At 44.0% G+C, this 20,048-nt stretch carries 23 protein-coding genes and 2 rRNA genes (1 of these 25 only partly in view); 24 read left to right on the top strand and 1 reads right to left on the bottom strand.

Translation table 11 applies throughout. From position 1 onward, the window contains the following. The 15 genes from M1E06_RS21610 to rsmI all read left to right on the top strand — a co-directional run. Positions 1–448: ribosomal RNA gene (locus M1E06_RS21610) — 23S ribosomal RNA — on the top strand (it extends 2,482 nt beyond the left edge of the window). Positions 449–580: 132 nt separating this feature from the next. Continuing rightward, positions 581–696 (top strand): 5S ribosomal RNA (rrf, locus tag M1E06_RS21605). 157 nt (positions 697–853) lie between these two features. Beyond that, entirely contained in the window at positions 854–1,045 is a 192-nt protein-coding gene (locus M1E06_RS21600; RefSeq protein WP_020449787.1) for a sigma factor G inhibitor Gin, read from the top strand. A gap of 212 nt (positions 1,046–1,257) precedes the next feature. Next, positions 1,258–1,875 (top strand): 5-bromo-4-chloroindolyl phosphate hydrolysis family protein, encoded by a 618-nt coding sequence (locus tag M1E06_RS21595; protein WP_023855986.1) that lies wholly within the window; start codon positions 1,258–1,260, stop codon positions 1,873–1,875. Positions 1,876–1,891: 16 nt separating this feature from the next. After that, entirely contained in the window at positions 1,892–3,085 is a 1,194-nt protein-coding gene (locus M1E06_RS21590) for a toxic anion resistance protein (protein WP_035337516.1), read from the top strand. A 139-nt stretch (positions 3,086–3,224) separates the two neighbouring features. After that, positions 3,225–4,667 (top strand): aminotransferase class I/II-fold pyridoxal phosphate-dependent enzyme, encoded by a 1,443-nt coding sequence (locus tag M1E06_RS21585; RefSeq protein WP_023855984.1) that lies wholly within the window; start codon positions 3,225–3,227, stop codon positions 4,665–4,667. Then, positions 4,664–5,302: a dTMP kinase gene (gene tmk, locus M1E06_RS21580; RefSeq protein WP_023855983.1), complete on the top strand. Its 639-nt coding sequence runs from the start codon at positions 4,664–4,666 to the stop codon at positions 5,300–5,302. Before M1E06_RS21585 ends, tmk begins: the two co-directional genes overlap by 4 nt. A gap of 74 nt (positions 5,303–5,376) precedes the next feature. Next, positions 5,377–5,706: a cyclic-di-AMP receptor gene (locus tag M1E06_RS21575; protein WP_003178156.1), complete on the top strand. Its 330-nt coding sequence runs from the start codon at positions 5,377–5,379 to the stop codon at positions 5,704–5,706. Positions 5,707–5,717: 11 nt separating this feature from the next. Then, positions 5,718–6,158, top strand: coding sequence for a YaaR family protein (locus M1E06_RS21570; RefSeq protein ID WP_020449792.1), 441 nt, complete (start codon positions 5,718–5,720; stop codon positions 6,156–6,158). Positions 6,159–6,169: 11 nt separating this feature from the next. Beyond that, positions 6,170–7,159 (top strand): DNA polymerase III subunit delta', encoded by a 990-nt coding sequence (gene holB / locus M1E06_RS21565; protein WP_020449793.1) that lies wholly within the window; start codon positions 6,170–6,172, stop codon positions 7,157–7,159. A 2-nt stretch (positions 7,160–7,161) separates the two neighbouring features. Further along, complete coding sequence (locus M1E06_RS21560) at positions 7,162–7,989, top strand: PSP1 domain-containing protein (RefSeq protein ID WP_020449794.1); 828 nt, start codon at positions 7,162–7,164, stop codon at positions 7,987–7,989. 14 nt (positions 7,990–8,003) lie between these two features. Further along, a complete protein-coding gene (gene yabA / locus M1E06_RS21555) occupies positions 8,004–8,366 on the top strand; it encodes a DNA replication initiation control protein YabA (protein ID WP_020449795.1) in 363 nt (120 codons plus the stop codon). A 64-nt stretch (positions 8,367–8,430) separates the two neighbouring features. Beyond that, complete coding sequence (locus tag M1E06_RS21550; RefSeq protein WP_020449796.1) at positions 8,431–9,174, top strand: tRNA1(Val) (adenine(37)-N6)-methyltransferase; 744 nt, start codon at positions 8,431–8,433, stop codon at positions 9,172–9,174. Continuing rightward, positions 9,161–9,454, top strand: coding sequence for a GIY-YIG nuclease family protein (locus M1E06_RS21545; RefSeq protein WP_020449797.1), 294 nt, complete (start codon positions 9,161–9,163; stop codon positions 9,452–9,454). The genes M1E06_RS21550 and M1E06_RS21545 overlap by 14 nt, the downstream gene beginning before the upstream one ends. After that, positions 9,429–10,304: a 16S rRNA (cytidine(1402)-2'-O)-methyltransferase gene (rsmI, locus tag M1E06_RS21540; RefSeq protein WP_035339267.1), complete on the top strand. Its 876-nt coding sequence runs from the start codon at positions 9,429–9,431 to the stop codon at positions 10,302–10,304. Before M1E06_RS21545 ends, rsmI begins: the two co-directional genes overlap by 26 nt. 49 nt (positions 10,305–10,353) lie before the next feature. Here the strand turns inward: rsmI and M1E06_RS21535 are convergent, their stop codons facing one another. Further along, on the bottom strand, positions 10,354–10,644 hold the full coding sequence (locus tag M1E06_RS21535; RefSeq protein WP_085959887.1) for an AbrB/MazE/SpoVT family DNA-binding domain-containing protein: 291 nt from the start codon (positions 10,642–10,644) through the stop codon (positions 10,354–10,356). A 507-nt stretch (positions 10,645–11,151) separates the two neighbouring features. Between M1E06_RS21535 and metG the strand changes: the two genes are divergently transcribed. From metG to ispE, 9 genes are all read left to right on the top strand, one after another. Beyond that, the gene (metG, locus tag M1E06_RS21530) at positions 11,152–13,140 is read left to right on the top strand and encodes a methionine--tRNA ligase (protein WP_035337513.1); all 1,989 of its coding nucleotides are present in this window, start codon (positions 11,152–11,154) and stop codon (positions 13,138–13,140) included. An 83-nt stretch (positions 13,141–13,223) separates the two neighbouring features. Next, on the top strand, positions 13,224–13,991 hold the full coding sequence (locus tag M1E06_RS21525; protein ID WP_020449800.1) for a TatD family hydrolase: 768 nt from the start codon (positions 13,224–13,226) through the stop codon (positions 13,989–13,991). A gap of 244 nt (positions 13,992–14,235) precedes the next feature. After that, positions 14,236–15,432, top strand: a complete 1,197-nt coding sequence (locus M1E06_RS21520) for a G5 and 3D domain-containing protein (RefSeq protein ID WP_020449801.1) — start codon at positions 14,236–14,238, stop codon at positions 15,430–15,432. 167 nt (positions 15,433–15,599) lie between these two features. Continuing rightward, positions 15,600–16,160, top strand: coding sequence for a ribonuclease M5 (rnmV, locus tag M1E06_RS21515; RefSeq protein ID WP_020449802.1), 561 nt, complete (start codon positions 15,600–15,602; stop codon positions 16,158–16,160). Beyond that, a complete protein-coding gene (rsmA, locus tag M1E06_RS21510) occupies positions 16,153–17,031 on the top strand; it encodes a 16S rRNA (adenine(1518)-N(6)/adenine(1519)-N(6))-dimethyltransferase RsmA (protein ID WP_020449803.1) in 879 nt (292 codons plus the stop codon). Before rnmV ends, rsmA begins: the two co-directional genes overlap by 8 nt. A 159-nt stretch (positions 17,032–17,190) precedes the next feature. After that, complete coding sequence (gene yabG / locus M1E06_RS21505) at positions 17,191–18,072, top strand: sporulation peptidase YabG (protein WP_023855980.1); 882 nt, start codon at positions 17,191–17,193, stop codon at positions 18,070–18,072. Positions 18,073–18,296: 224 nt separating this feature from the next. Beyond that, positions 18,297–18,557 (top strand): biofilm formation stimulator Veg, encoded by a 261-nt coding sequence (gene veg, locus M1E06_RS21500; RefSeq protein WP_003178187.1) that lies wholly within the window; start codon positions 18,297–18,299, stop codon positions 18,555–18,557. A gap of 156 nt (positions 18,558–18,713) precedes the next feature. Further along, entirely contained in the window at positions 18,714–18,899 is a 186-nt protein-coding gene (locus tag M1E06_RS21495) for a small, acid-soluble spore protein, alpha/beta type (protein ID WP_003178189.1), read from the top strand. Between the two features lie 236 nt (positions 18,900–19,135). Continuing rightward, the gene (gene ispE / locus M1E06_RS21490; protein WP_025809574.1) at positions 19,136–20,005 is read left to right on the top strand and encodes a 4-(cytidine 5'-diphospho)-2-C-methyl-D-erythritol kinase; all 870 of its coding nucleotides are present in this window, start codon (positions 19,136–19,138) and stop codon (positions 20,003–20,005) included. Positions 20,006–20,048 lie beyond the last annotated feature (43 nt).

Here is a 20,048-nt window from a genome sequence, read left to right as displayed (position 1 = left end):
CAGGCTTATCTCCCCCAAGAGTCCACATCGACGGGGAGGTTTGGCACCTCGATGTCGGCTCATCGCATCCTGGGGCTGTAGTCGGTCCCAAGGGTTGGGCTGTTCGCCCATTAAAGCGGTACGCGAGCTGGGTTCAGAACGTCGTGAGACAGTTCGGTCCCTATCCGTCGCGGGCGCAGGAAATTTGAGAGGAGCTGTCCTTAGTACGAGAGGACCGGGATGGACGCACCGCTGGTGTACCAGTTGTTCTGCCAAGGGCATCGCTGGGTAGCTATGTGCGGACGGGATAAGTGCTGAAAGCATCTAAGCATGAAGCCCCCCTCAAGATGAGATTTCCCATTCCGCAAGGAAGTAAGATCCCTGAAAGATGATCAGGTTGATAGGTCTGAGGTGGAAGTGTGGCGACACATGGAGCTGACAGATACTAATCGATCGAGGACTTAACCTAAATGTTTGTGAATCGTCTGACCGTTATCTAGTTTTGAGAGAATGCCTCTCAAAAGCCAAAGGCAAGGAAACTCGGCTAAAGGCCCTCACATCCTGTGAGGAACGCCCAGTACCTTCATCCTGAAGGCAATAGTTTGGTGGCGATAGCGAAGAGGTCACACCCGTTCCCATGCCGAACACGGAAGTTAAGCTCTTCAGCGCCGATGGTAGTTGGGGGCTTCCCCCTGTGAGAGTAGGACGCCGCCAAGCACTTAAAAAGACCAGCTTATATAAGCTGGTCTTTTTCATTGATACAAACACCTAACCCTTCCTGACTACATATACTAATCTAACCTTCAAAAACATTCTTAATTTTGTATACAAATGTTGTTCTTTGGGCATACTGAAACCCATGGAGGTGGAATGGATGAGTAAGTCTAATCATGGGGAAACGTGTATCATTTGTGAGGAAAATAAAACCGAAGGCATTCACCTTTATACGAAATTTTTATGTTCGGATTGTGAGAAAAAGATTATATCTACATCAACATCAGATCCTGAGTACTCTGACTATGTCAAAAAATTAAAGAGTCTCCGGACACCGCCATTATATTCTTAGACCGTTTTTGGTCTTTTTTTTAAGCCTTTAAGTCTGTATGGATCAAAGGTATAATGAAAGTGATGAAGACACGGTTAAGGTGTCTTTTTTGTTATACACCATGATTTTCGAGCTGAAACTTTGTTTAGCCGATATCCGTATTAGAAAGTAGTATAAAGAAACGACCGATTTATCATAAAAAAAGAAATTTATATATTAGGAGTAGTGGTGTAATGAAACCGATTCTTCATTTTATGCTTCGTGCAACTGCTGCAAGTGCATTGTCCGTGCTCCTTTGGTTCACCAGCTTCTTCGCGCTTAACCAGACGTTTCTGCTGTCTTCCGCTTATGCAGCCGGAACCTGGGTTGCCGTTTATCTTGGCGGGAAATGGTACGGAACCTATTTGTTTTTAAAAGAAAACCAGCTTACACGGCGGGAATATACCTATATAAAGCAAAATCTGCGGGAAGCTAAGCTGAAAATCGCCCGGTTAAGAAAAGCCTTATTCGCAGTCAAAAACATTCAAACGATTAAACAAAATATAGAAATTCTCCGTATCGTCAGAAAAATTTACAGCATCACAAAGAACGAACCAAAGCGTTTTTACCAGGTTGAACGCTTTTATTATCAAAGCCTTGATTCAATTGTTGAACTGACGGAAAAGCATGCGTTTTTGGCGTCACAGCCAAAACGTAATGCGAAGCTTGAAGTTTCTTTAAGCGAAACACGCATGATGATCGATAAGCTTGCCAAGCAATTGGAAGACGACCTTTATGACTTGCTGAAAACAGACATTGACCACTTGGAGTTTGAACTGGACGTCGCAAAGCATTCAATGAAAAAAGGCTGACGGAGGAAAGCTGAAAATGAGCGAATATAAACCATCGTTACACAAAACTGGCGCACAGCTTAAAATTGATGATTTGCTTTCCGATCCTTTTGGACAAGGAGAAAAGTCTGTTTCCGGCATGGAGGAAGAACACCGCGGGCAGCAAGTAAATCTGGTTGATACGTTATCCGAAGAAAAACGCCGGCGGGCATTCCAACTGGCCAAACAGATCGATCCAAAACAACATGACAGCATGACTCTGTATGGAACGCAAGCTCAATCCAAACTCTTGAATTTTTCACACGAGATGCTTGAGCACGTCCAAAAAAAAGATATTGGTGAAATTGGGCAGGTCTTAAGCGACCTAATGAAAAAGCTTGAACAGGTCAGCCCTGATGAATTGAAAACTGAAAAAAGGAACTTTTTTTCCCGTTTTTTCGGAAGAGTATCCCATTCTGTTCAAGAAGTCTTATCAAGGTATCAAAAAACCGGCGCCCAAATAGACAGAATCAGCGTAAAACTTGAGCATTCCAAAAGCGCGCTGATCAATGATAATAAGATGCTCGAACGGCTGTATGAAAAAAATAAAGAATATTATGAAGCGCTGAATGTCTATATTGCAGCCGGTCAGCTGAAGCTTGAAGAATTAAAACATCAAACCATACCCGAATTAAAAGAGAAATCGAAAACAGAACATCATCATATGGCCGTTCAGGATGTAAATGATATGATTCAGTTTGCCGACCGGCTGGAAAAGCGGGTTTATGATTTAACATTGAGCAGACAAATTACACTGCAGAGCGCCCCGCAAATCCGTTTAATCCAACACACAAATCAAGTGCTGGTGGAAAAGATCCAATCATCGATTATGACAGCAATTCCTCTTTGGAAAAATCAGGTTGCTATTGCACTTACTCTGTTGAGGCAGCGCCGAGCCGTAGAAGCTCAAAAAAAGGTGTCAGCCACAACAAACGAACTGCTCTTGAAAAATGCCGAGATGCTGAAGGCCAACACGATCGAAACTGCCAAGGAAAATGAGCGCGGCTTTATCGATATCGAAACATTGAAACAAGTGCAGGACAATCTGATCGGAACGCTTGAGGAGACGCTTAAAATTCAAGAAGAAGGCCGTTCAAAGCGCCTTCAGGCAGAAGAAGAAATAAGGGCAATGGAAGATGATCTCAAGGCTAAGCTGCTGGACATGAAAGAAAACCAAAACCGATTATCATAAGCAAGATAAACATTTACCAAAACGTCCGCCCTTTATGTAATCCGCCTTGAAGGGTATAATAAATGCAGAATGTCATACCGTCACCCGGGAGCACGAGGGTGACGAAGAAAATAGAGAAGATGACTAAAGGATCGGTTATATGAAGACACCTTTATATACAGCATTGGTGAACCATGCTGAAGGACATCATTATTCTTTTCACGTTCCGGGACATCACAATGGAGATGTCTTTTTTGATGAAGCGAAAACCTTTTTCGAAACGATTCTCAAAGTTGATCTAACTGAACTGACGGGTCTGGATGATTTGCATGAGCCATCAGGCGTCATCAAAGAAGCGCAGGATTTAGTTTCGCGGCTTTATGGCGCGGAAGAAAGTTTTTTTCTCGTCAATGGTTCGACCGTCGGGAATCTGACGATGATCATGGCTGTTTGTCAGCCGGGTGACACGATACTTGTTCAGCGGAACTGCCATAAGTCTGTATTTCATGCGATTGAACTTTCAGGCGCCCATCCGGTTTTTTTGACGCCGGAAATTGATGAGGCGATGGCCGTTCCCACACATATACTGTACGAAACGGCAAAAGATGCAATTTCACAATATCCGCACGCTAAAGGAATCGTGCTGACATATCCCAATTACTACGGACATGCTGTTGATCTGAAGCCGATCATAGAAGAGGCCCATCAACACGACATTCCCGTTCTAGTCGACGAGGCTCACGGCGCCCATTTTGTGCTGGGCCATCCATTTCCCCAGTCGTCGCTGAAAGCGGGCGCCGATGTTGTCGTTCAGTCTGCGCACAAAACGCTCCCGGCGATGACAATGGGATCTTATCTGCATATTAACAGCCGCAGGATGAACAGGGACAGACTGGCATATTATCTCTCTGTACTTCAAAGCAGCAGTCCTTCTTATCCAATCATGGCATCTTTGGATATAGCCAGGGCATACGCCGAAGATATCTTGAAAACAAATCGAACAGCCGATATTGAGAAAGAGCTCCTCAACATGAGAGAAGCCTTTTCTCAAATAAACGGAGCCGAGATCGTCGAGCCGGCTGAAGCCGGTATCCAGCAAGATCCGCTTAAGCTGTCTGTCAGATCAGCGTATGGCCACTCCGGTTTTGAACTGAAATCCATATTTGAAGCAAACGGCATCCATCCTGAATTGGCAGATGAAAGGCAAGTCCTGTTGATCCTGCCGCTTGAAGCAAAAAACAAGCCTGCGCCGGAACTGATCAGCACAATCAGCAAAGAAATCAAAGATACAGCTGTTCAACACGATCATCCTGCCGGAATCGGAATCCCTTCTGAAAAAGTCACAGCTTTGCCTTACCGGAAAAGCAAGTTGTCAGCCTTCAAAAAAGAATCGGTTCCTTTTACGGAAGCCGCGGGCAGAATAAGCGCGGAACCGGTCATACCGTACCCTCCGGGTATTCCGTTGATTATGGCGGGTGAGAGAATAACAAAAGAGACGATCAGCCGGCTGACGCGGCTCGTCGACCTGAATGTACACATTCAGGGCAGCAATCAGCTCAAACAAAAGCAATTAACTGTATATATAGAAGAGGAGAAATCATGAACGGATTATTTATTACTTTTGAAGGGCCTGAAGGTGCGGGGAAAACGACAATCCTTCAGGCTGCGGCAGACCAATTGACGAAAAACGGCTATTCTGTTCTTGCGACAAGAGAACCGGGCGGCATTGAAATATCTGAACGAATTCGCGAGGTTATTTTAAATCCAAGTCATATGGCTATGGACCCAAAAACAGAAGCCTTATTATATGCAGCCGCAAGAAGGCAGCATCTTGTCGAAAAAGTAAAACCGGCGCTTGAAGAAGGAAAAATCGTCTTATGCGACCGGTTCATCGACAGTTCACTTGCTTATCAGGGGTATGCCAGGGGACTCGGCATTGATGAAGTATTTTCTGTTAATCAATTTGCGATCGGCAATATGATGCCTAATATGACGATTTATTTCGACATCGACCCGGAAGAGGGAATGAAGCGGATCAATATAAATCATGCCAGAGAGAAGAACCGGCTTGATCTGGAAAAACTCCATTTTCATCAGCTTGTTCAAAAAGGCTATAAAGAAGTTATGAACCGGTTTCCCGGCCGATTTCGGATCGTGGATGCCAGTCAGAATGTTGAACATGTGTTAAAAAGGGTAAATAACATCATTAAGGAAGCATTAAAAGAAAATCAGTTGTGACCTGTTTACCATTCATTGTTATAATGGTAGCAAGAGTATCCTTAAGTGTTTCCATCCAAAAGGGGGCTTTTCATATGAAGTTAATTATCGCTGTTGTTCAAGACCAAGACAGCAATAGGCTTTTAAAGGCTTTAACCGATCACAATTTTCGCGTGACTAAACTGGCGTCAACCGGCGGCTTTTTGAAATCGGGAAACACAACCTTCATGTTGGGTGTAGATGATATTCGAGTAGACAAAGCTTTAAGCTTGATAAAAGAAAACGGAAGCAAGCGCGATCAGCTGATTGCCCCTGTTTCTCCAATGGGCGGAAATGCCGATTCATATGTTCCTTATCCCGTTGAAGTTGAAGTGGGCGGAGCAACCGTTTTTGTACTGCCGATCGAGCAATTCCATCAATTTTAAGGGTTGAGGATATGAAAATAAGTCAAGAACTGCGTACAATGATAGAGAAACAGCAGACTCCGCCTGCAAGAGGAGAAAACGTTTCTGCTTCATTTAAAGAGAAGATGAATATACAAAGCGGCAAGCTACGAGTTGAACAGCTGACAATGCTTTTAACAGATATTGAAGCGTTCGGAAAACGCTTATCAAAGTCGAGGAACTTCAAGGATTTGGCCAGATTCAAAGGCTTGATCAAACGATTTGTAAAAGAGACCGTTGAAAACGGGCTGACGGTGGAGAATTCAAGAAGCTTCGATCTGTACGGAAACAGCCGGACATTGAGCATTGTAAAAGAACTGGACGAAAAGCTTGTGCAATTAACAGAGGACCTGATGGACCAAGAAAAATCTTCTATCGAACTTTTAGAACAGATTGGCGAAATCAAGGGTTTACTGATAAACCTTTACACATAGAGAGTGATGGTATGGCTACAACCTGGACAGAAATGCAGAAGCTTCAGCCACGGGTCATGAAGCTTTTGCAAAATAGTATAGAAAGAAACCGGCTTGCCCATGCCTATTTATTTGAAGGGCGCAAAGGGACGGGCAAATTAGACGCGGCAACCCTTCTGGCAAAAAGCTTTTTTTGCCTTGAAGACGGAGCGGAGCCATGTGAGTCGTGCCGGAACTGCCAGCGGATTGAATCAGGAAACCATCCGGACGTTCACGTCGTGCATCCGGACGGACTTTCGATTAAAAAGGGACAAATTCAGGCGCTTCAGGAAGAGTTTTCAAAGACCGGTTTGGAATCGCATAAAAAGCTGTACATTATCTCCCATGCCGATCAAATGACGGTCAATGCGGCGAACAGCCTTCTGAAGTTTTTAGAGGAGCCGAGCAGCGATACAATCGCTGTTCTTTTAACGGAACAGCCGCAAAAATTGCTCGATACGATCATATCGAGATGCCAAGTTTTATCCTTTCAGTCGTTGCAGCCCGAATCAATTGAAAAGGAACTGATCAAACAAGAGGTCTCACCGAATATTGCTGCCCTTTTGTCGAATATGACAAACAATTTATCGGAAGCGCTCGAATTGAGTCGAAATGATCAATTTGCAGAGTCGCGAGCGAAAGTGATAAAATTGTATGAAGTCTTACACCAGCGAAAAGGACATGCTTTTTTCTATATTCAAGATCAGTGGATGCCCTTTTTCAAGGAGAAAGACCACCAAGAAATGGGTCTTGATATGCTTTTATTTATATATCGCGACGTGTTGTCCATTCAGTTGGGACATGAAGATAAAATACTATTTCAGGACTTATTCCAATCATTAAAACAGCATGCGCTGCAAACAACACAACAAAGAGTGACAAACCAGATACTTGCTGTTTTAGAAGCAAAAAAACGGCTTTATTCCAATGTGAATGCTCAAGGATTAATGGAGCACTTGGTTTTAATGCTGCAGGAGGGATAAGCTTGTACAACGTTATTGGTGTCCGTTTTAAAAAAGCGGGCAAAATATATTATTTCGATCCGAACGGATTTCAGATAGATAAAGACAGCTGTGTGATCGTCGAAACGGTTCGCGGTGTTGAATACGGGCAGGTTGTCATCGCCAACAAGAAAGTAGACGAGAACGATGTCGTGCTGCCTTTAAGAAAAGTGATCAGAGTTGCGGATGAGCGCGACCGCCTGATCGTTGAAGAGAATCAAGAAGCTGCGCTGTCCGCCTTTGATGTCTGCCAGAAAAAGGTTAACGAGCACGGCCTTGAGATGAAGCTGGTCGATGTGGAATTCACTTTTGACCGCAACAAAGTCATTTTTTATTTTACGGCTGACGGAAGAGTCGATTTTAGAGAACTCGTCAAAGATTTGGCGTCAATCTTTAAAACGAGAATCGAACTGAGGCAAATCGGCGTCAGGGATGAAGCGAAGATGCTGGGCGGCATCGGACCGTGCGGAAGAATGCTTTGCTGTTCCACATTTTTAGGTGATTTTGAGCCCGTGTCTATTAAAATGGCAAAGGATCAAAATCTGTCGCTGAATCCGACGAAGATTTCCGGACTATGCGGACGGCTGATGTGCTGTCTGAAATATGAAAACGATGAATACGAAACAGCAAAAGAACAGCTTCCGGATATTGGGGAAGTGATCGCCACGTCCAACGGCCCGGCAAAAGTCGTCGGCTTGAATATTCTTGAACGCATTCTCCAAGTTGAACTGACAGACTGTGACAAAGTCGTTGAATATACGTGGGATGAGCTGTTGCAAGAAGGTGTCGTATCTGCACAAACCACAGATTAACGAGGTGTGAAACCTTGGATAAAAAAGAATTGTTTGATACAGTGATAAGTTTAGAAGAACAAATCGGGTCCCTTTACCGCCAGCTTGGAGATCTCAAGCAGCATATCGGGGAAATGATTGAAGAAAACAATCATTTACAGCTTGAAAACGAGCATTTGCGCAAGAGGCTGGAAGAAACGGATCAAAGGCTAAAAAACGCAAAATCCGATGAAAAAGAGATAAAAGCAGAAAAGACAGGGCATGCTGATATTGGAGAAGGCCATGATAATTTGGCGCGCCTGTATCAGGAGGGTTTCCATATTTGCAACATCCATTACGGAAGTGTTCGCAAAGAAGGAGACTGCCTGTTCTGCCTCTCGTTCTTAAATAAAAAATAAGAAAGGCTTCCGGCGGAACGGAAGCCTTTTTAACGGTAAAATGTGTTTAGGAAAGGGAAAAGACATGATTCAATTAAAAGACGATGAACGACTGGATTATTTACTTGCAGAAGATATGAAAATCGTGCAAAGCCCGACAGTTTTTGCGTTTTCCTTAGACGCCGTTCTGCTGTCGAAATTTGCATATGTTCCGATACAAAAAGGAAACATCATTGATCTGTGCACAGGGAACGGGATTGTTCCGCTGCTTCTCAGCACCCGCACAAAAGCCGCCATCACCGGGGTGGAAATTCAGGAAAGGCTGTATGACATGGCTCTCCGCAGCGTGGAATACAATAACCTACAAAAACAGATTCATCTCATCAGGGACGACTTGAACAATATGCCGCAGGTGCTCGGATATAATAAAGCTGATGTCGTCACATGCAATCCTCCTTATTTCAAGACGCCGCAAAAAACGGAGCAAAACTTAAATGAACATCTGGCCATTGCCAGACATGAAATTTACTGCACGCTTGAAGACGTCGTTCGCGTCAGCAGCAAGCTGTTAAAGCAGGGCGGCAAACTCGCTCTCGTTCACCGGCCGGGGAGGCTGCTCGAAATCTTTGAATTGATGAAGGCCTTCCAAATCGAGCCGAAGCGCGTCCAGTTTGTTTACCCGAAAAAAAGTAAAGAGGCCAACACCATTTTAGTGGAAGGAATAAAAGACGGCCGGCCTGACCTGAAAATTCTGCCTCCTTTATTCGTATATGATGAACAAGATCAATATACACCTGAAATAAGGAAGATTTTATATGGAGACGAGTAGCCATTATTTTTACGTGCTTTCGTGCCGGGACGGTAGCTTGTACGCCGGCTATACAAACAATATCGAGAAGCGCCTGAAAACCCATAATGACGGGAAAGGCGCGAAGTATACGAGGGCAAGGCTGCCGGTAAAACTCCATTATGCAGAGTGCTTTTCAACAAAGCGAGAGGCGATGCAGGCCGAATACTATTTTAAAAAATTATCGAGAAAGAACAAAGAACGTTATATAGAAGAAAAAAGACGGGAGGGTGTTGATTATCAACCGGCAAAAGAGCTTTGACCAAAAATCAGACATGGGCATGTTATATCTCGTTCCGACACCCATCGGCAATTTGGAGGATATGACATTTCGAGCGGTTTCTGTGTTGAAAGAGGCGGACATTATCGCTGCGGAGGATACGAGGCAGACGAAGAAATTGTGCCATGTATACGAAATCGAGACACAGCTTGTCAGCTACCATGAACACAATAAAGAAAGCAGCGGACACAAAATTTTGGAATGGCTGAAAGAAGGTAAAAATGTCGCGCTGGTCAGTGACGCCGGAATGCCGACAATATCTGACCCCGGGGCTGAAATCGTCCGCGATTTTATCGAAATGGGCGGTTATGTCGTGCCTTTGCCCGGTGCAAATGCCGCTTTGACCGCACTGATAGCCTCAGGCATTGCGCCGCAGCCGTTTTTCTTTTTCGGTTTTTTGGACCGTAACAAACGGGAAAGGAAAAAACAGCTCGAGGCTTTGAAAAACAGACAGGAGACGATGATTTTTTACGAGTCCCCGCATCGGCTGAAAGAAACCTTGTCAGCCATCAGAGAGGTATTCGGCAACCGGCAAATCGCATTGACAAGGGAACTCACGAAAAAATTTGAAGAGTTTATCAGAGGTTCGATCGAAGAAGCACTCAAATGGGCTGAACAGGAACAGGTGCGCGGAGAGTTTTGCCTTGTGATCGAGGGAAGCCGTGAAGAAACGATCGAAGAATCGTTCTGGTGGGAGCACCTTTCAGAAAAAGAACATGTCGAGCATTATATCAGCGAAGGATATCATTCAAAAGAAGCCATTAAAAAAACCGCGGTAGACCGCGGCGTTCCGAAACGGAAGATTTATGACGCTTATCATATTCAAAACTAAAAAAACCGCCCTTGCTTCGGCAAGAGCGGTTTTTGTATAATCAAAATAATTATTTTTGAGATTGAAGTTGTGCTTGAATTTCGTTAATGATTTGCTCAGCGCCTTCAGGGCTAAGAACCAATTTACCGCCTGCAAGTTTAAGGTTGTCATCAGAAACTTCACCTGTAACTTGGCAAGTCATGTTTGGTTTATATTTTTTCAAGATGATTTTTTCGTCATCTACATAGATTTCAAGAGCGTCTTTTTCCGCGATTCCAAGCGTACGGCGAAGTTCGATCGGAATCACCACGCGTCCTAGCTCATCAACTTTACGTACAATACCTGTAGATTTCATATTCATTCTCCTCCCGAAAGATTGTTATTTTTATAGGTGTTTATTATCTTCGTCATTATTCGACAAAATCCTTACAGTCCTAGCATAACAAGGTTTCCAATAAACGTCAATCATTTTCTTTTCTATTGTTTGTAAAAATTAGATCATATAGTCAAAAGACCTTGGAAGAACTGATGTAACAAGGGAAATGAAGATGATAAAACAGTAGGATCAATCAAAAAAAAGCCCTTAAATCAAGACTTTCGAACTAAGGTTTTTCCTCATATCGATTATATACGACATTATTCGACAATGAAAGCATTTTTTTGTCGAATTATAATATTTCTTTCTGTTAAAAAATTTGTAATCGACCGTATTCATGATGGATCGACAATGTATATTTTCTTGAACTTGAAGGCTAAGATGGTATCATATAAAGAGGGATTATATATTGAGTATATACTGAATGAATACACATGCCGCTCTCGTCCTTTGGGCGGGAGTTTTTTGACATTTTAATTGGGAGGTTCCATCATGCCGCAAGAAAAAAATACGTTTTACATCACTACACCCATTTATTACCCAAGTGGAAAGCTACATATTGGACATGCCTACACAACCGTTGCCGGTGATGCGATGGCTCGGTATAAAAGACTGAGAGGCTTTGATGTCAGGTACTTAACAGGTACAGATGAGCACGGACAAAAAATCCAGCAAACGGCGGAGAAGGAAAATATTACTCCGCAGGAATTGGTCGATCGTGCGGCAGAAGACATTCAGCAGCTTTGGAAAAAGCTCGACATATCCAATGACGATTTCATACGGACGACAGAGGAACGTCATAAAAACGTGATCGAAAAGGTTTTTCAGAAGCTGCTTGACAATGGTGATATATATCTTGATGAATATGAAGGCTGGTACAGCATACCTGACGAAACGTTTTACACCGAAACCCAGCTCGTTGATGTTGAGCGAAACGAAAAAGGCGAGGTAATCGGAGGAAAAAGTCCTGACAGCGGCCATCCCGTTGAGTTAATCAAAGAGGAATCTTACTTCTTCCGCATGGGAAAATATGCGGACCGGCTGCTCGCTTTCTATGAAGAAAATCCTGAATTCATTCAGCCTGAATCCCGCAAAAATGAAATGATCAACAACTTTATCAAACCGGGTCTTGAGGATTTGGCTGTTTCACGGACGACGTTCGACTGGGGAATAAAAGTGCCCGGCAACCCGAAGCATGTCATCTATGTTTGGATAGACGCGCTGTTTAATTACATTACGGCACTTGGCTTTAATACGGCAAACGATGAAAATTATCAAAAATATTGGCCGGCAGACGTTCATCTTGTCGGTAAAGAGATCGTCCGTTTCCATACCATTTACTGGCCGATTATGCTAATGGCATTGGACCTTCCGCTGCCGAAAAAAGTTTTTGCCCACGGATGGCTGCTGATGAAGGACGGAAAAATGTCTAAATCAAAAGGAAATGTGGTCGATCCAGTCACATTAATCGACAAATACGGACTTGATGCATTGCGTTACTATCTTCTTCGCGAAGTGCCGTTCGGTTCTGACGGCGTATTTACACCGGAAGGATTTGTCGAGCGGATTAACTATGATTTAGCGAATGATTTAGGCAACCTGTTAAACAGAACGGTCGCCATGGTCAACAAATACTTTGACGGCCGGGTTCAGTCATACGAAGGCCCGGTTACCGCTTTTGACGAACAGTTGTCATCATTCTCACAAAAGACAATTGAAGCGTACGAACAGGCGATCGAAAATATGGAGTTTTCTGTAGCGCTTTCTTCATTGTGGCAGTTTGTCAGCAGAACGAATAAATACATTGACGAGACAGCCCCATGGGTACTGGCAAAAGATAAGGACAAAGAAAAAGATCTTCAATCGGTCATGTACCATTTGGCAGAGTCGTTACGCATCACTGCTGTATTGCTGCAGCCGTTCTTAACGCAGACGCCTGAAAAGATTTTTGCACAGCTCGGTGTTACGGATGCGTCATTGAAAAACTGGGACAGCATTAAAAGCTTCGGCCAGCTGAAATCGGTCAAAGTTCAAAAAGGAGAACCGTTGTTCCCGCGTCTTGAAGCGGAAGACGAAGTCGCTTATATCAAATCAAAAATGCAGGGAACGGCTCCAAAAGAAGAACCGAAACAAGAGGAAAAAGCAATTGAAAGGCTTCCGGAAATCACGATAGACGATTTTATGAGCACGGAGCTGAGAGTGGCTGAAGTCATCCATGCCGAACCCGTCAAAAAAGCGGACCGTCTGTTAAAGCTTCAGCTTGATTTGGGCTTTGAAAAACGCCAGGTCGTTTCAGGAATTGCCAAGCACTACAAACCTGAAGAGCTTGTCGGCCGGAAAGTCATTTGTGTAACAAACTTAAAACCGGTCAAACTAAGAGGAGAACTTTCTCAAGGCATGATATTGGCTGGAGAAGACAACGGCGTTCTGTCGCTTGCAGCGGTAGACAGTTCATTATCAAACGGAACGCGAATCAAATAAATGTTGGCAAAGGGTGTTCCACGTGTAACATTTCGTCGAACACCTTTTGTTTTTCGACAATATCTAAAAAAGGTGGCATTTTGATGTTATTTGATACACATGCACATTTAAATGCCGAGCAATTTAATGAGGATTTGGAAGAAGTCATTGCTCGGGCAAAGGAAGAAAAAGTGGAGCACATTGTTGTTGTGGGATTCGATCGTCCGACGATTAAGCGCGCAATGGAATTGATTGAAGCATACGATTTTATTTATGCTGCCATCGGGTGGCATCCGGTTGATGCAATTGATATGACCGATGAAGATTTGGCTTGGATCAAAGACCTCTCTGCCCATGAAAAAGTTGTGGCGATCGGTGAAATGGGACTTGATTATCATTGGGATAAGTCGCCGAAGGACGTTCAAAAAGAGGTGTTCAGAAAACAGATTGCTTTGGCAAAAGAAGTCGGCTTGCCAATCGTGATTCACAACCGTGATGCAACAGAGGATGTCGTTTCTATTTTGCGGGAAGAAGGGGCCGAGGAAGTCGGCGGGATCATGCACTGTTATACCGGAAGCGCCGAAATTGCACAAGAGTGCATAAATATGAATTTCTACCTATCTTTCGGCGGTCCCGTCACATTTAAAAATGCCAAAAAGCCGAAGGAAGTGGTCAAACAAATACCAAATGACCGACTTTTAATTGAGACGGACTGCCCGTATTTAACGCCGCATCCATACAGAGGAAAGCGGAATGAACCAAGCTATGTGAAGCTTGTCGCCGAACAAATTGCTGAATTGAAAGGGATGACTTATGAAGAAATAGCGGCCATCACCACAGAAAATGCAAAAAAACTTTTCGGCATCAGCTGACACGATTTGATATCGAGCCTTGTTCAAGCTTGTCTCTTCGGGGGACGGTTCTAAAAAGTTCTACATGTCTGTTTGCACTCATAGGATATCTTTGTCGACAAGTCTTTCTTTCTTTTATGAGGTGGTTTTCCCATAATAAAAGAGATGGCGGGCTTGCGGAGAAATAGAGAGGAGGGTTGACAGGCTTGTAGATACTCTATATAATCTCCCCGAGGAGAAGGAGGCGTTTTTCATCATACAAAAAATGAAAAAGCTGTTTTCCGTAAAGCTTAGCAAAAGCAGATGGATACTGATTGCTGCTGGACTGCTTGTCGCAGGAAGCGGAACTGCTTACGGAGCACATGAGCTCGCTAAACAGCAAGTCACCATTTCGATAAACGGGAAAAAGCAGGATGTTCGCACGAATGCGGAAACCGTAGGTGAACTGCTGAAAAGCTTAGACATCGAGACGAGGAAAGAAGATCACATCTCTCCCGCTGAAGATACAAAATTAACGGCGAACACGAATGTTGAGTATGTTGCCGCAAAACCTGTTCATTTCGCGGTCGACGGACAGGAAAAAGAAATCTGGACAACAGCGGGTACTGTCGGCAAACTGCTGAAAGATTTAAATCTAGAGTTGGCGGAACACGATCAAATTGAACCCTCAGTTGATAAAGAAATAACGAAAGACATGAAGCTGACTTTGCAAAGGGCTTTTAAAGTAACCGTAAAGGATGCCGGTAAAGATAAAGATATATGGACGACTTCGACTACGGTCGCTGACTTTTTAAAACATCATAAGATCAGCATAAAAGGCGATGATGAAGTTAAGCCTGCGCTTGATAAAAAGCTGACAAAAGATCAGGCGATTCACATTACTCGTATCAAAAAAGTCACCGATGTAGTGGAAGAGAACATCCCTTTTGAAGTCCGCAAAAAAGAGGACGATTCACTTGAAAAAGGGAAAGAAAAAGTTGTACGGGACGGTAAACATGGCAAGCTTAAAAAGCACTATGCCGTTGTTATGAAAAACGGCAAGGAAGTTTCCAGAGAACTGGTTAAAGAGGAAACAGCCGCTGAAAGCAAAGCCAAAATCATTGCTGTCGGTACAAAGCAAGCCGCAGTGGCTACAGTCAGCGCGAATGTATCGCGCGGAAATCAATCCTCAGGAAAAGAATTTTATGTATCCTCTACAGCTTATACGGCAAGCTGCAACGGATGCTCTGGCCACACTGCGACCGGCGTTAACTTGAAAAATAATCCGGGTGCTAAAGTGATCGCTGTCGATCCGAGCGTCATTCCGCTGGGTTCTAAAGTACATGTAGAAGGATATGGCTACGCGGTTGCAGCCGATACAGGCTCAGCCATCAAAGGCCGTAAAATCGATGTATTCTTTCCGAGTAAGTCTACAGCTTACCGCTGGGGTAACAAAAGAGTTAAAATCAAGGTGTTGAACTAAATATCATTTATTACGCTTCTTATATAAGCAGAGGGATTTTGCGCCCTCTGTTTTTTTGGTTATAATAGATCCATCTTGTTTTCTAATTAATTAGACGGTTTTATTACAAAAAGGTTTCAATGATTTTAAAAATGTAATAAAAGGTTTTTCACTATACGGAGGAAGAAATGAAGATTAAAGAAATCATTGTTGTCGAAGGCCGTGATGACACAGCAAAAATCAAATCGGCTGTTGATGCTGATACGATTGAAACGAACGGATCTGCCATAGGGGAAGACGTCATCAAACGGATTCGGCTTGCCCAGGAAACGCGCGGGGTCATTATTTTAACCGATCCTGATTTCCCGGGGGAAAAAATCAGAAAAACGATTGCAGAAAAAGTCCCCGGCTGCAAGCATGCATTTTTACCCAAGCATTTGGCAAAGCCTAAAAATAAGCGCGGAATCGGTGTTGAACATGCTTCGCTTGAGGCAATCCGCGAATGCTTAAAAACCGTTCAGGAGGAAATGGAGGCGACGGAACCTGAGATTGAGGCTCGGGATTTAATCGAAGCCGGCCTGATCGGGGGCCCTCTGGCAAAACAAAGGCGGGAGCGGCTCGGCGAGATATTGAATATCGGCTATACAAATGGGAAACAGCTTCAAAAGCGGCTGCAAATGTTTCAGATCAAAAAGAGTGATTATTTAAGCGCACTGGATGTTGTGCTGCGGGAGGAAGAGCATGAATAAAGATATCGCCACCCCAATTAGAACTAAGGAAATTCTCAATAAATACGGATTTTCATTCAAAAAAAGCCTGGGGCAGAACTTCTTGATTGATACGAACATATTGGACAGAATTGTCGACCATGCGGGGGTGACGGAGCGTACCGGCGTGATTGAAATCGGTCCGGGGATCGGGGCATTGACCGAGCAGCTGGCAAAGCGTGCGAAGAAAGTGACGGCCTTCGAAATCGACCAAAGGCTCCTGCCGATTTTAAAAGATACGCTTTCTCCGTATGATAATGTGACTGTCATTCACCAGGATGTCCTGAAAGCCGATGTCCGGGCGGTAATGGACGAGCAGTTTCAAGACTGCGATGAGGTGATGGTTGTCGCCAACCTCCCGTATTACGTCACGACTCCGATCATCATGAAGCTTTTAGAAGAAAATCTGCCGCTGAAAGGGATCGTCGTCATGCTTCAAAAAGAGGTGGCGGACCGAATGGCTGCGAAACCTTCTACAAAGGAATACGGGTCCCTTTCCATCGCGGTTCAGTTTTATACCGAAGCCAAAACGGTCATGAATGTGCCAAAGACTGTATTTGTCCCTCAGCCTAACGTGGATTCCGCGGTCATCAGGCTGACGCTGAGGGGAGAACCGGCTGTCGCGGTTCAAGATGAAGCCTTTTTCTTTCAAGTCGTAAAATCCAGCTTTGCACAGCGCCGAAAAACGCTTTTCAACAACCTCGTTAACAACCTGCCGAATGGCAAAGAGAATAAATCAAAAATTGAAAGAGCGCTTCAGGATTCACAAATCGACGGAAAACGACGCGGAGAATCGCTGAGCATTGAAGAGTTCGCCGTCTTATCTGACCGCTTGAGAGCAGTCCTTCTTTAATGGAGGGCTTTTTTTATTTGAAGCCGGGCTTTAAGCCTGATCAGGCTTGTCATCCGTTCACCACTTGAAGGGCGGGCACATAGGCTAAAGAAGCACCTTTACTTTTCATTGCTTTATATTCATCAGGATGGGGCTTAGTCTATGTGTGGAGTGAAAAGCATGCAATTTAAAATAGGCGATATGGTCGTCAGAAAATCTTATCGAAGAGATATCTTATTTCGAATTATACGAATTGATCAATCGGCAAATGGAGAACCTGTGGCCGTTTTGCACGGAGATGAGGTCAGATTAATCGCTGACGCATATTTAACGGACTTGGAGATGGTCCGCGAGGCTGAGCGGCAGATGAGAAAGCGGGAAGAAGAATCGAGAATGAAGGAATCCCTCGATCTTCTCCGCCAGGATTACAAACTCCTTCACAATAAACATGAGTACCGCGCCACAAACCAATATAACAATCAACAGCAGTACTTTCATATGCCTGGAAGAGTCCTTCATTTAGACGGGGATTCGGCTTATTTAAAAAAATGTCTGGCGCTCTATGAAAAGATCGGGGTTCCTGTATACGGCATTCATTGTTATGAAAAGAAAATGTCATCGGTCATCGAGGAACTGATCGATGAGTACCGCCCGGATCTTCTCGTCATCACCGGACACGATGCCTATTCTAAGCAGAAGGGTGATATTAACAATCTGGATGCCTACAGGCATTCAAAAGATTTTATCGAAACCGTTCAAAAAGCGAGAAAAAAAATTCCCCATCTTGATCAGCTTGTCATTTTTGCAGGCGCATGCCAGTCCCATTTTGAATCACTGATCAGAGCCGGTGCAAATTTTGCAAGCTCTCCGTCAAGAGTCAACATCCATGCGCTTGATCCGGTCTATATAGTCGCAAAAATCAGCTTCACACCGTTTATGGACCGCATTAACGTCTGGGAAGTGCTCAGAAACACCCTGACGAGGGAAAAGGGACTCGGAGGCATTGAGACGCGAGGCGTATTGCGAATCGGAATGCCATATAAAACAAAAGAAAACGATTAAACGAGCCCGCCGGATGGCGGGTTTTTGCCATACAGCCGAATGTTTTTACCTTTTTTTTAAAAAACATACATAATGAAACGAAAAATGAGGAAAATAAGGGAAAGTCGGCGTATAATTTGTCACAAATATTTTATTGACAGAGGCTTATGAACGTTGATATAATTTAAATTTTATTTGACAAAAATGGGCTTCTGGTGTATACTGAATATAGTGAGGTGGATGCAATGGCGAAAACGTTGTCCGATATTAAAAGATCGCTTGATGGACATTTGGGAAAAAGGCTGACGTTAAAAGCAAACGGTGGCCGCCGAAAAACGATTGAGCGTTCGGGCATTTTAGCTGAGACGTACCCTTCTGTTTTTGTGATACAACTAGACCAAGACGAGAATTCGTTTGAAAGAGTTTCATACAGTTATGCGGATATTCTTACTGAGACGGTTGAATTGAGATTTTCTGATGATAAAACCAGCTCAGTAGCCCTTTAATAAGCAGCGGACTTTATGTTTGCTGCTTTTTGTTTTGCCTTTTTTTATCCAGAATTTTTCGGGGAAGTTCTGCACAAATCGAGCAAAGCTAATACATGTCACTTGTTTTATGATGAGTCAGACGGATGGTATGATACTTGAAAGGGGCTGTTTCGCATGGGCAGACGTCGAAGCATCATGTCAGAGGAATTCAAAAATGAATTGGCTAAGGATCTTGGATTTTACGACACGGTAAAAACCGAGGGCTGGGGCGGAATTCGGGCCAGAGACGCCGGTAACATGGTGAAGAGGGCCATTGAATTAGCCGAACAGCATATGGCTCAAAACCAGCAAAATCATTAAAACAGTGACATACGGAGGGCGCTTCTGTCCTCCGTTTTTTTCATTGATCTGCATTCAGCCGATCAGGTGCTGCAAACGCCTTGAGGATTCGCTGAAGGGGGCAATCGCGATCTGCGGGAATGACCGCATGCTAAGAGCGCGGCGTCCTGCGCGGGCGCATGCATTTGTACGTCCTGTACTTCAAAATATGTTACAATGTGGATACTTATGTTTAGATGGAGAAGTAGGTGAATGGATTGCGTATTTTAGAGAAGGCGCCGGCTAAAATTAATTTGTCGCTCGACGTTCGCCGCAAACGTCCAGATGGGTATCATGAAGTAGAGATGGTCATGACGACAATTGATTTGGCGGATCGGATTGAATTAACCGAGCTGGCAGAAGATAAAGTAACGGTTTCCTCGCATAACCGCTTTGTTCCCGACGATCAGCGAAACCTTGCTTATCAGGCTGCAATGCTCATGAAAGAACGATACGGCATTAAAAAAGGTGTTTCTATATTTATTACGAAAGTGATTCCCGTTGCTGCGGGGCTTGCGGGAGGAAGCAGCGATGCGGCTGCCGTCTTCAGAGGGCTGAACCGGCTGTGGGATTTGAAGCTTTCGATGAATGAACTGGCTGAGCTTGGCGCTGAGATCGGATCTGATGTCTCCTTTTGCGTACATGGAGGAACGGCTCTTGCAACGGGAAGAGGAGAGAAAATCCGTCATATCGAGACTCCGCCGCACTGCTGGGTTGTGCTGGCAAAGCCGACGATCGGCGTATCAACTGCAGAAGTGTACAAGCAGCTGAAAGTCGATGAGATTGAACATCCGGATGTTCAAGGTATGATTTCTGCGATCGAAGAGAAGAATTTTCAAAAAATGTGCGACAAACTCGGCAATGTTCTCGAATCTGTTACATTGAATATGCATCCCGAAGTCGCGATGATCAAAAATCAAATGAAGCGGTTTGGCGCCGATGCTGTGCTGATGAGCGGGAGCGGCCCCACTGTGTTCGGATTGGTTCAATACGAATCAAAAGTACAAAGAATCTATAACGGATTAAGAGGGTTTTGCGATCAGGTTTATGCGGTGCGGATGATCGGAGAACAAAATGAACTTGATTAAATCCGTATGTTAAGTTATATTATTTTTAAAAATATTCGGATTT

The sequence above is a fragment of the Bacillus sp. AK124 genome (assembly GCF_053903085.1).
Note: the sequence above shows the minus strand (reverse complement) of the source record. Positions and strands in the feature narration are given on the sequence as shown.

Excerpts from the sequence above, each read along its gene's own strand:
- M1E06_RS21600 (WP_020449787.1), top strand. The coding sequence starts at position 854 with ATGAGTAAGTCTAATCATGGGGAAACGTGTATCATTTGTGAGGAAAAT.
- M1E06_RS21595 (WP_023855986.1), top strand. The coding sequence starts at position 1,258 with ATGAAACCGATTCTTCATTTTATGCTTCGTGCAACTGCTGCAAGTGCA.
- M1E06_RS21590 (WP_035337516.1), top strand. The coding sequence starts at position 1,892 with ATGAGCGAATATAAACCATCGTTACACAAAACTGGCGCACAGCTTAAA.
- M1E06_RS21585 (WP_023855984.1), top strand. The coding sequence starts at position 3,225 with ATGAAGACACCTTTATATACAGCATTGGTGAACCATGCTGAAGGACAT.
- tmk (WP_023855983.1), top strand. The coding sequence starts at position 4,664 with ATGAACGGATTATTTATTACTTTTGAAGGGCCTGAAGGTGCGGGGAAA.
- M1E06_RS21575 (WP_003178156.1), top strand. The coding sequence starts at position 5,377 with ATGAAGTTAATTATCGCTGTTGTTCAAGACCAAGACAGCAATAGGCTT.
- M1E06_RS21570 (WP_020449792.1), top strand. The coding sequence starts at position 5,718 with ATGAAAATAAGTCAAGAACTGCGTACAATGATAGAGAAACAGCAGACT.
- holB (WP_020449793.1), top strand. The coding sequence starts at position 6,170 with ATGGCTACAACCTGGACAGAAATGCAGAAGCTTCAGCCACGGGTCATG.
- M1E06_RS21550 (WP_020449796.1), top strand. The coding sequence starts at position 8,431 with ATGATTCAATTAAAAGACGATGAACGACTGGATTATTTACTTGCAGAA.
- M1E06_RS21545 (WP_020449797.1), top strand. The coding sequence starts at position 9,161 with ATGGAGACGAGTAGCCATTATTTTTACGTGCTTTCGTGCCGGGACGGT.
- M1E06_RS21535 (WP_085959887.1), bottom strand. The coding sequence starts at position 10,644 with ATGAATATGAAATCTACAGGTATTGTACGTAAAGTTGATGAGCTAGGA.
- metG (WP_035337513.1), top strand. The coding sequence starts at position 11,152 with ATGCCGCAAGAAAAAAATACGTTTTACATCACTACACCCATTTATTAC.
- M1E06_RS21525 (WP_020449800.1), top strand. The coding sequence starts at position 13,224 with ATGTTATTTGATACACATGCACATTTAAATGCCGAGCAATTTAATGAG.
- M1E06_RS21520 (WP_020449801.1), top strand. The coding sequence starts at position 14,236 with ATGAAAAAGCTGTTTTCCGTAAAGCTTAGCAAAAGCAGATGGATACTG.
- rnmV (WP_020449802.1), top strand. The coding sequence starts at position 15,600 with ATGAAGATTAAAGAAATCATTGTTGTCGAAGGCCGTGATGACACAGCA.
- rsmA (WP_020449803.1), top strand. The coding sequence starts at position 16,153 with ATGAATAAAGATATCGCCACCCCAATTAGAACTAAGGAAATTCTCAAT.
- yabG (WP_023855980.1), top strand. The coding sequence starts at position 17,191 with ATGCAATTTAAAATAGGCGATATGGTCGTCAGAAAATCTTATCGAAGA.
- veg (WP_003178187.1), top strand. The coding sequence starts at position 18,297 with ATGGCGAAAACGTTGTCCGATATTAAAAGATCGCTTGATGGACATTTG.
- M1E06_RS21495 (WP_003178189.1), top strand. The coding sequence starts at position 18,714 with ATGGGCAGACGTCGAAGCATCATGTCAGAGGAATTCAAAAATGAATTG.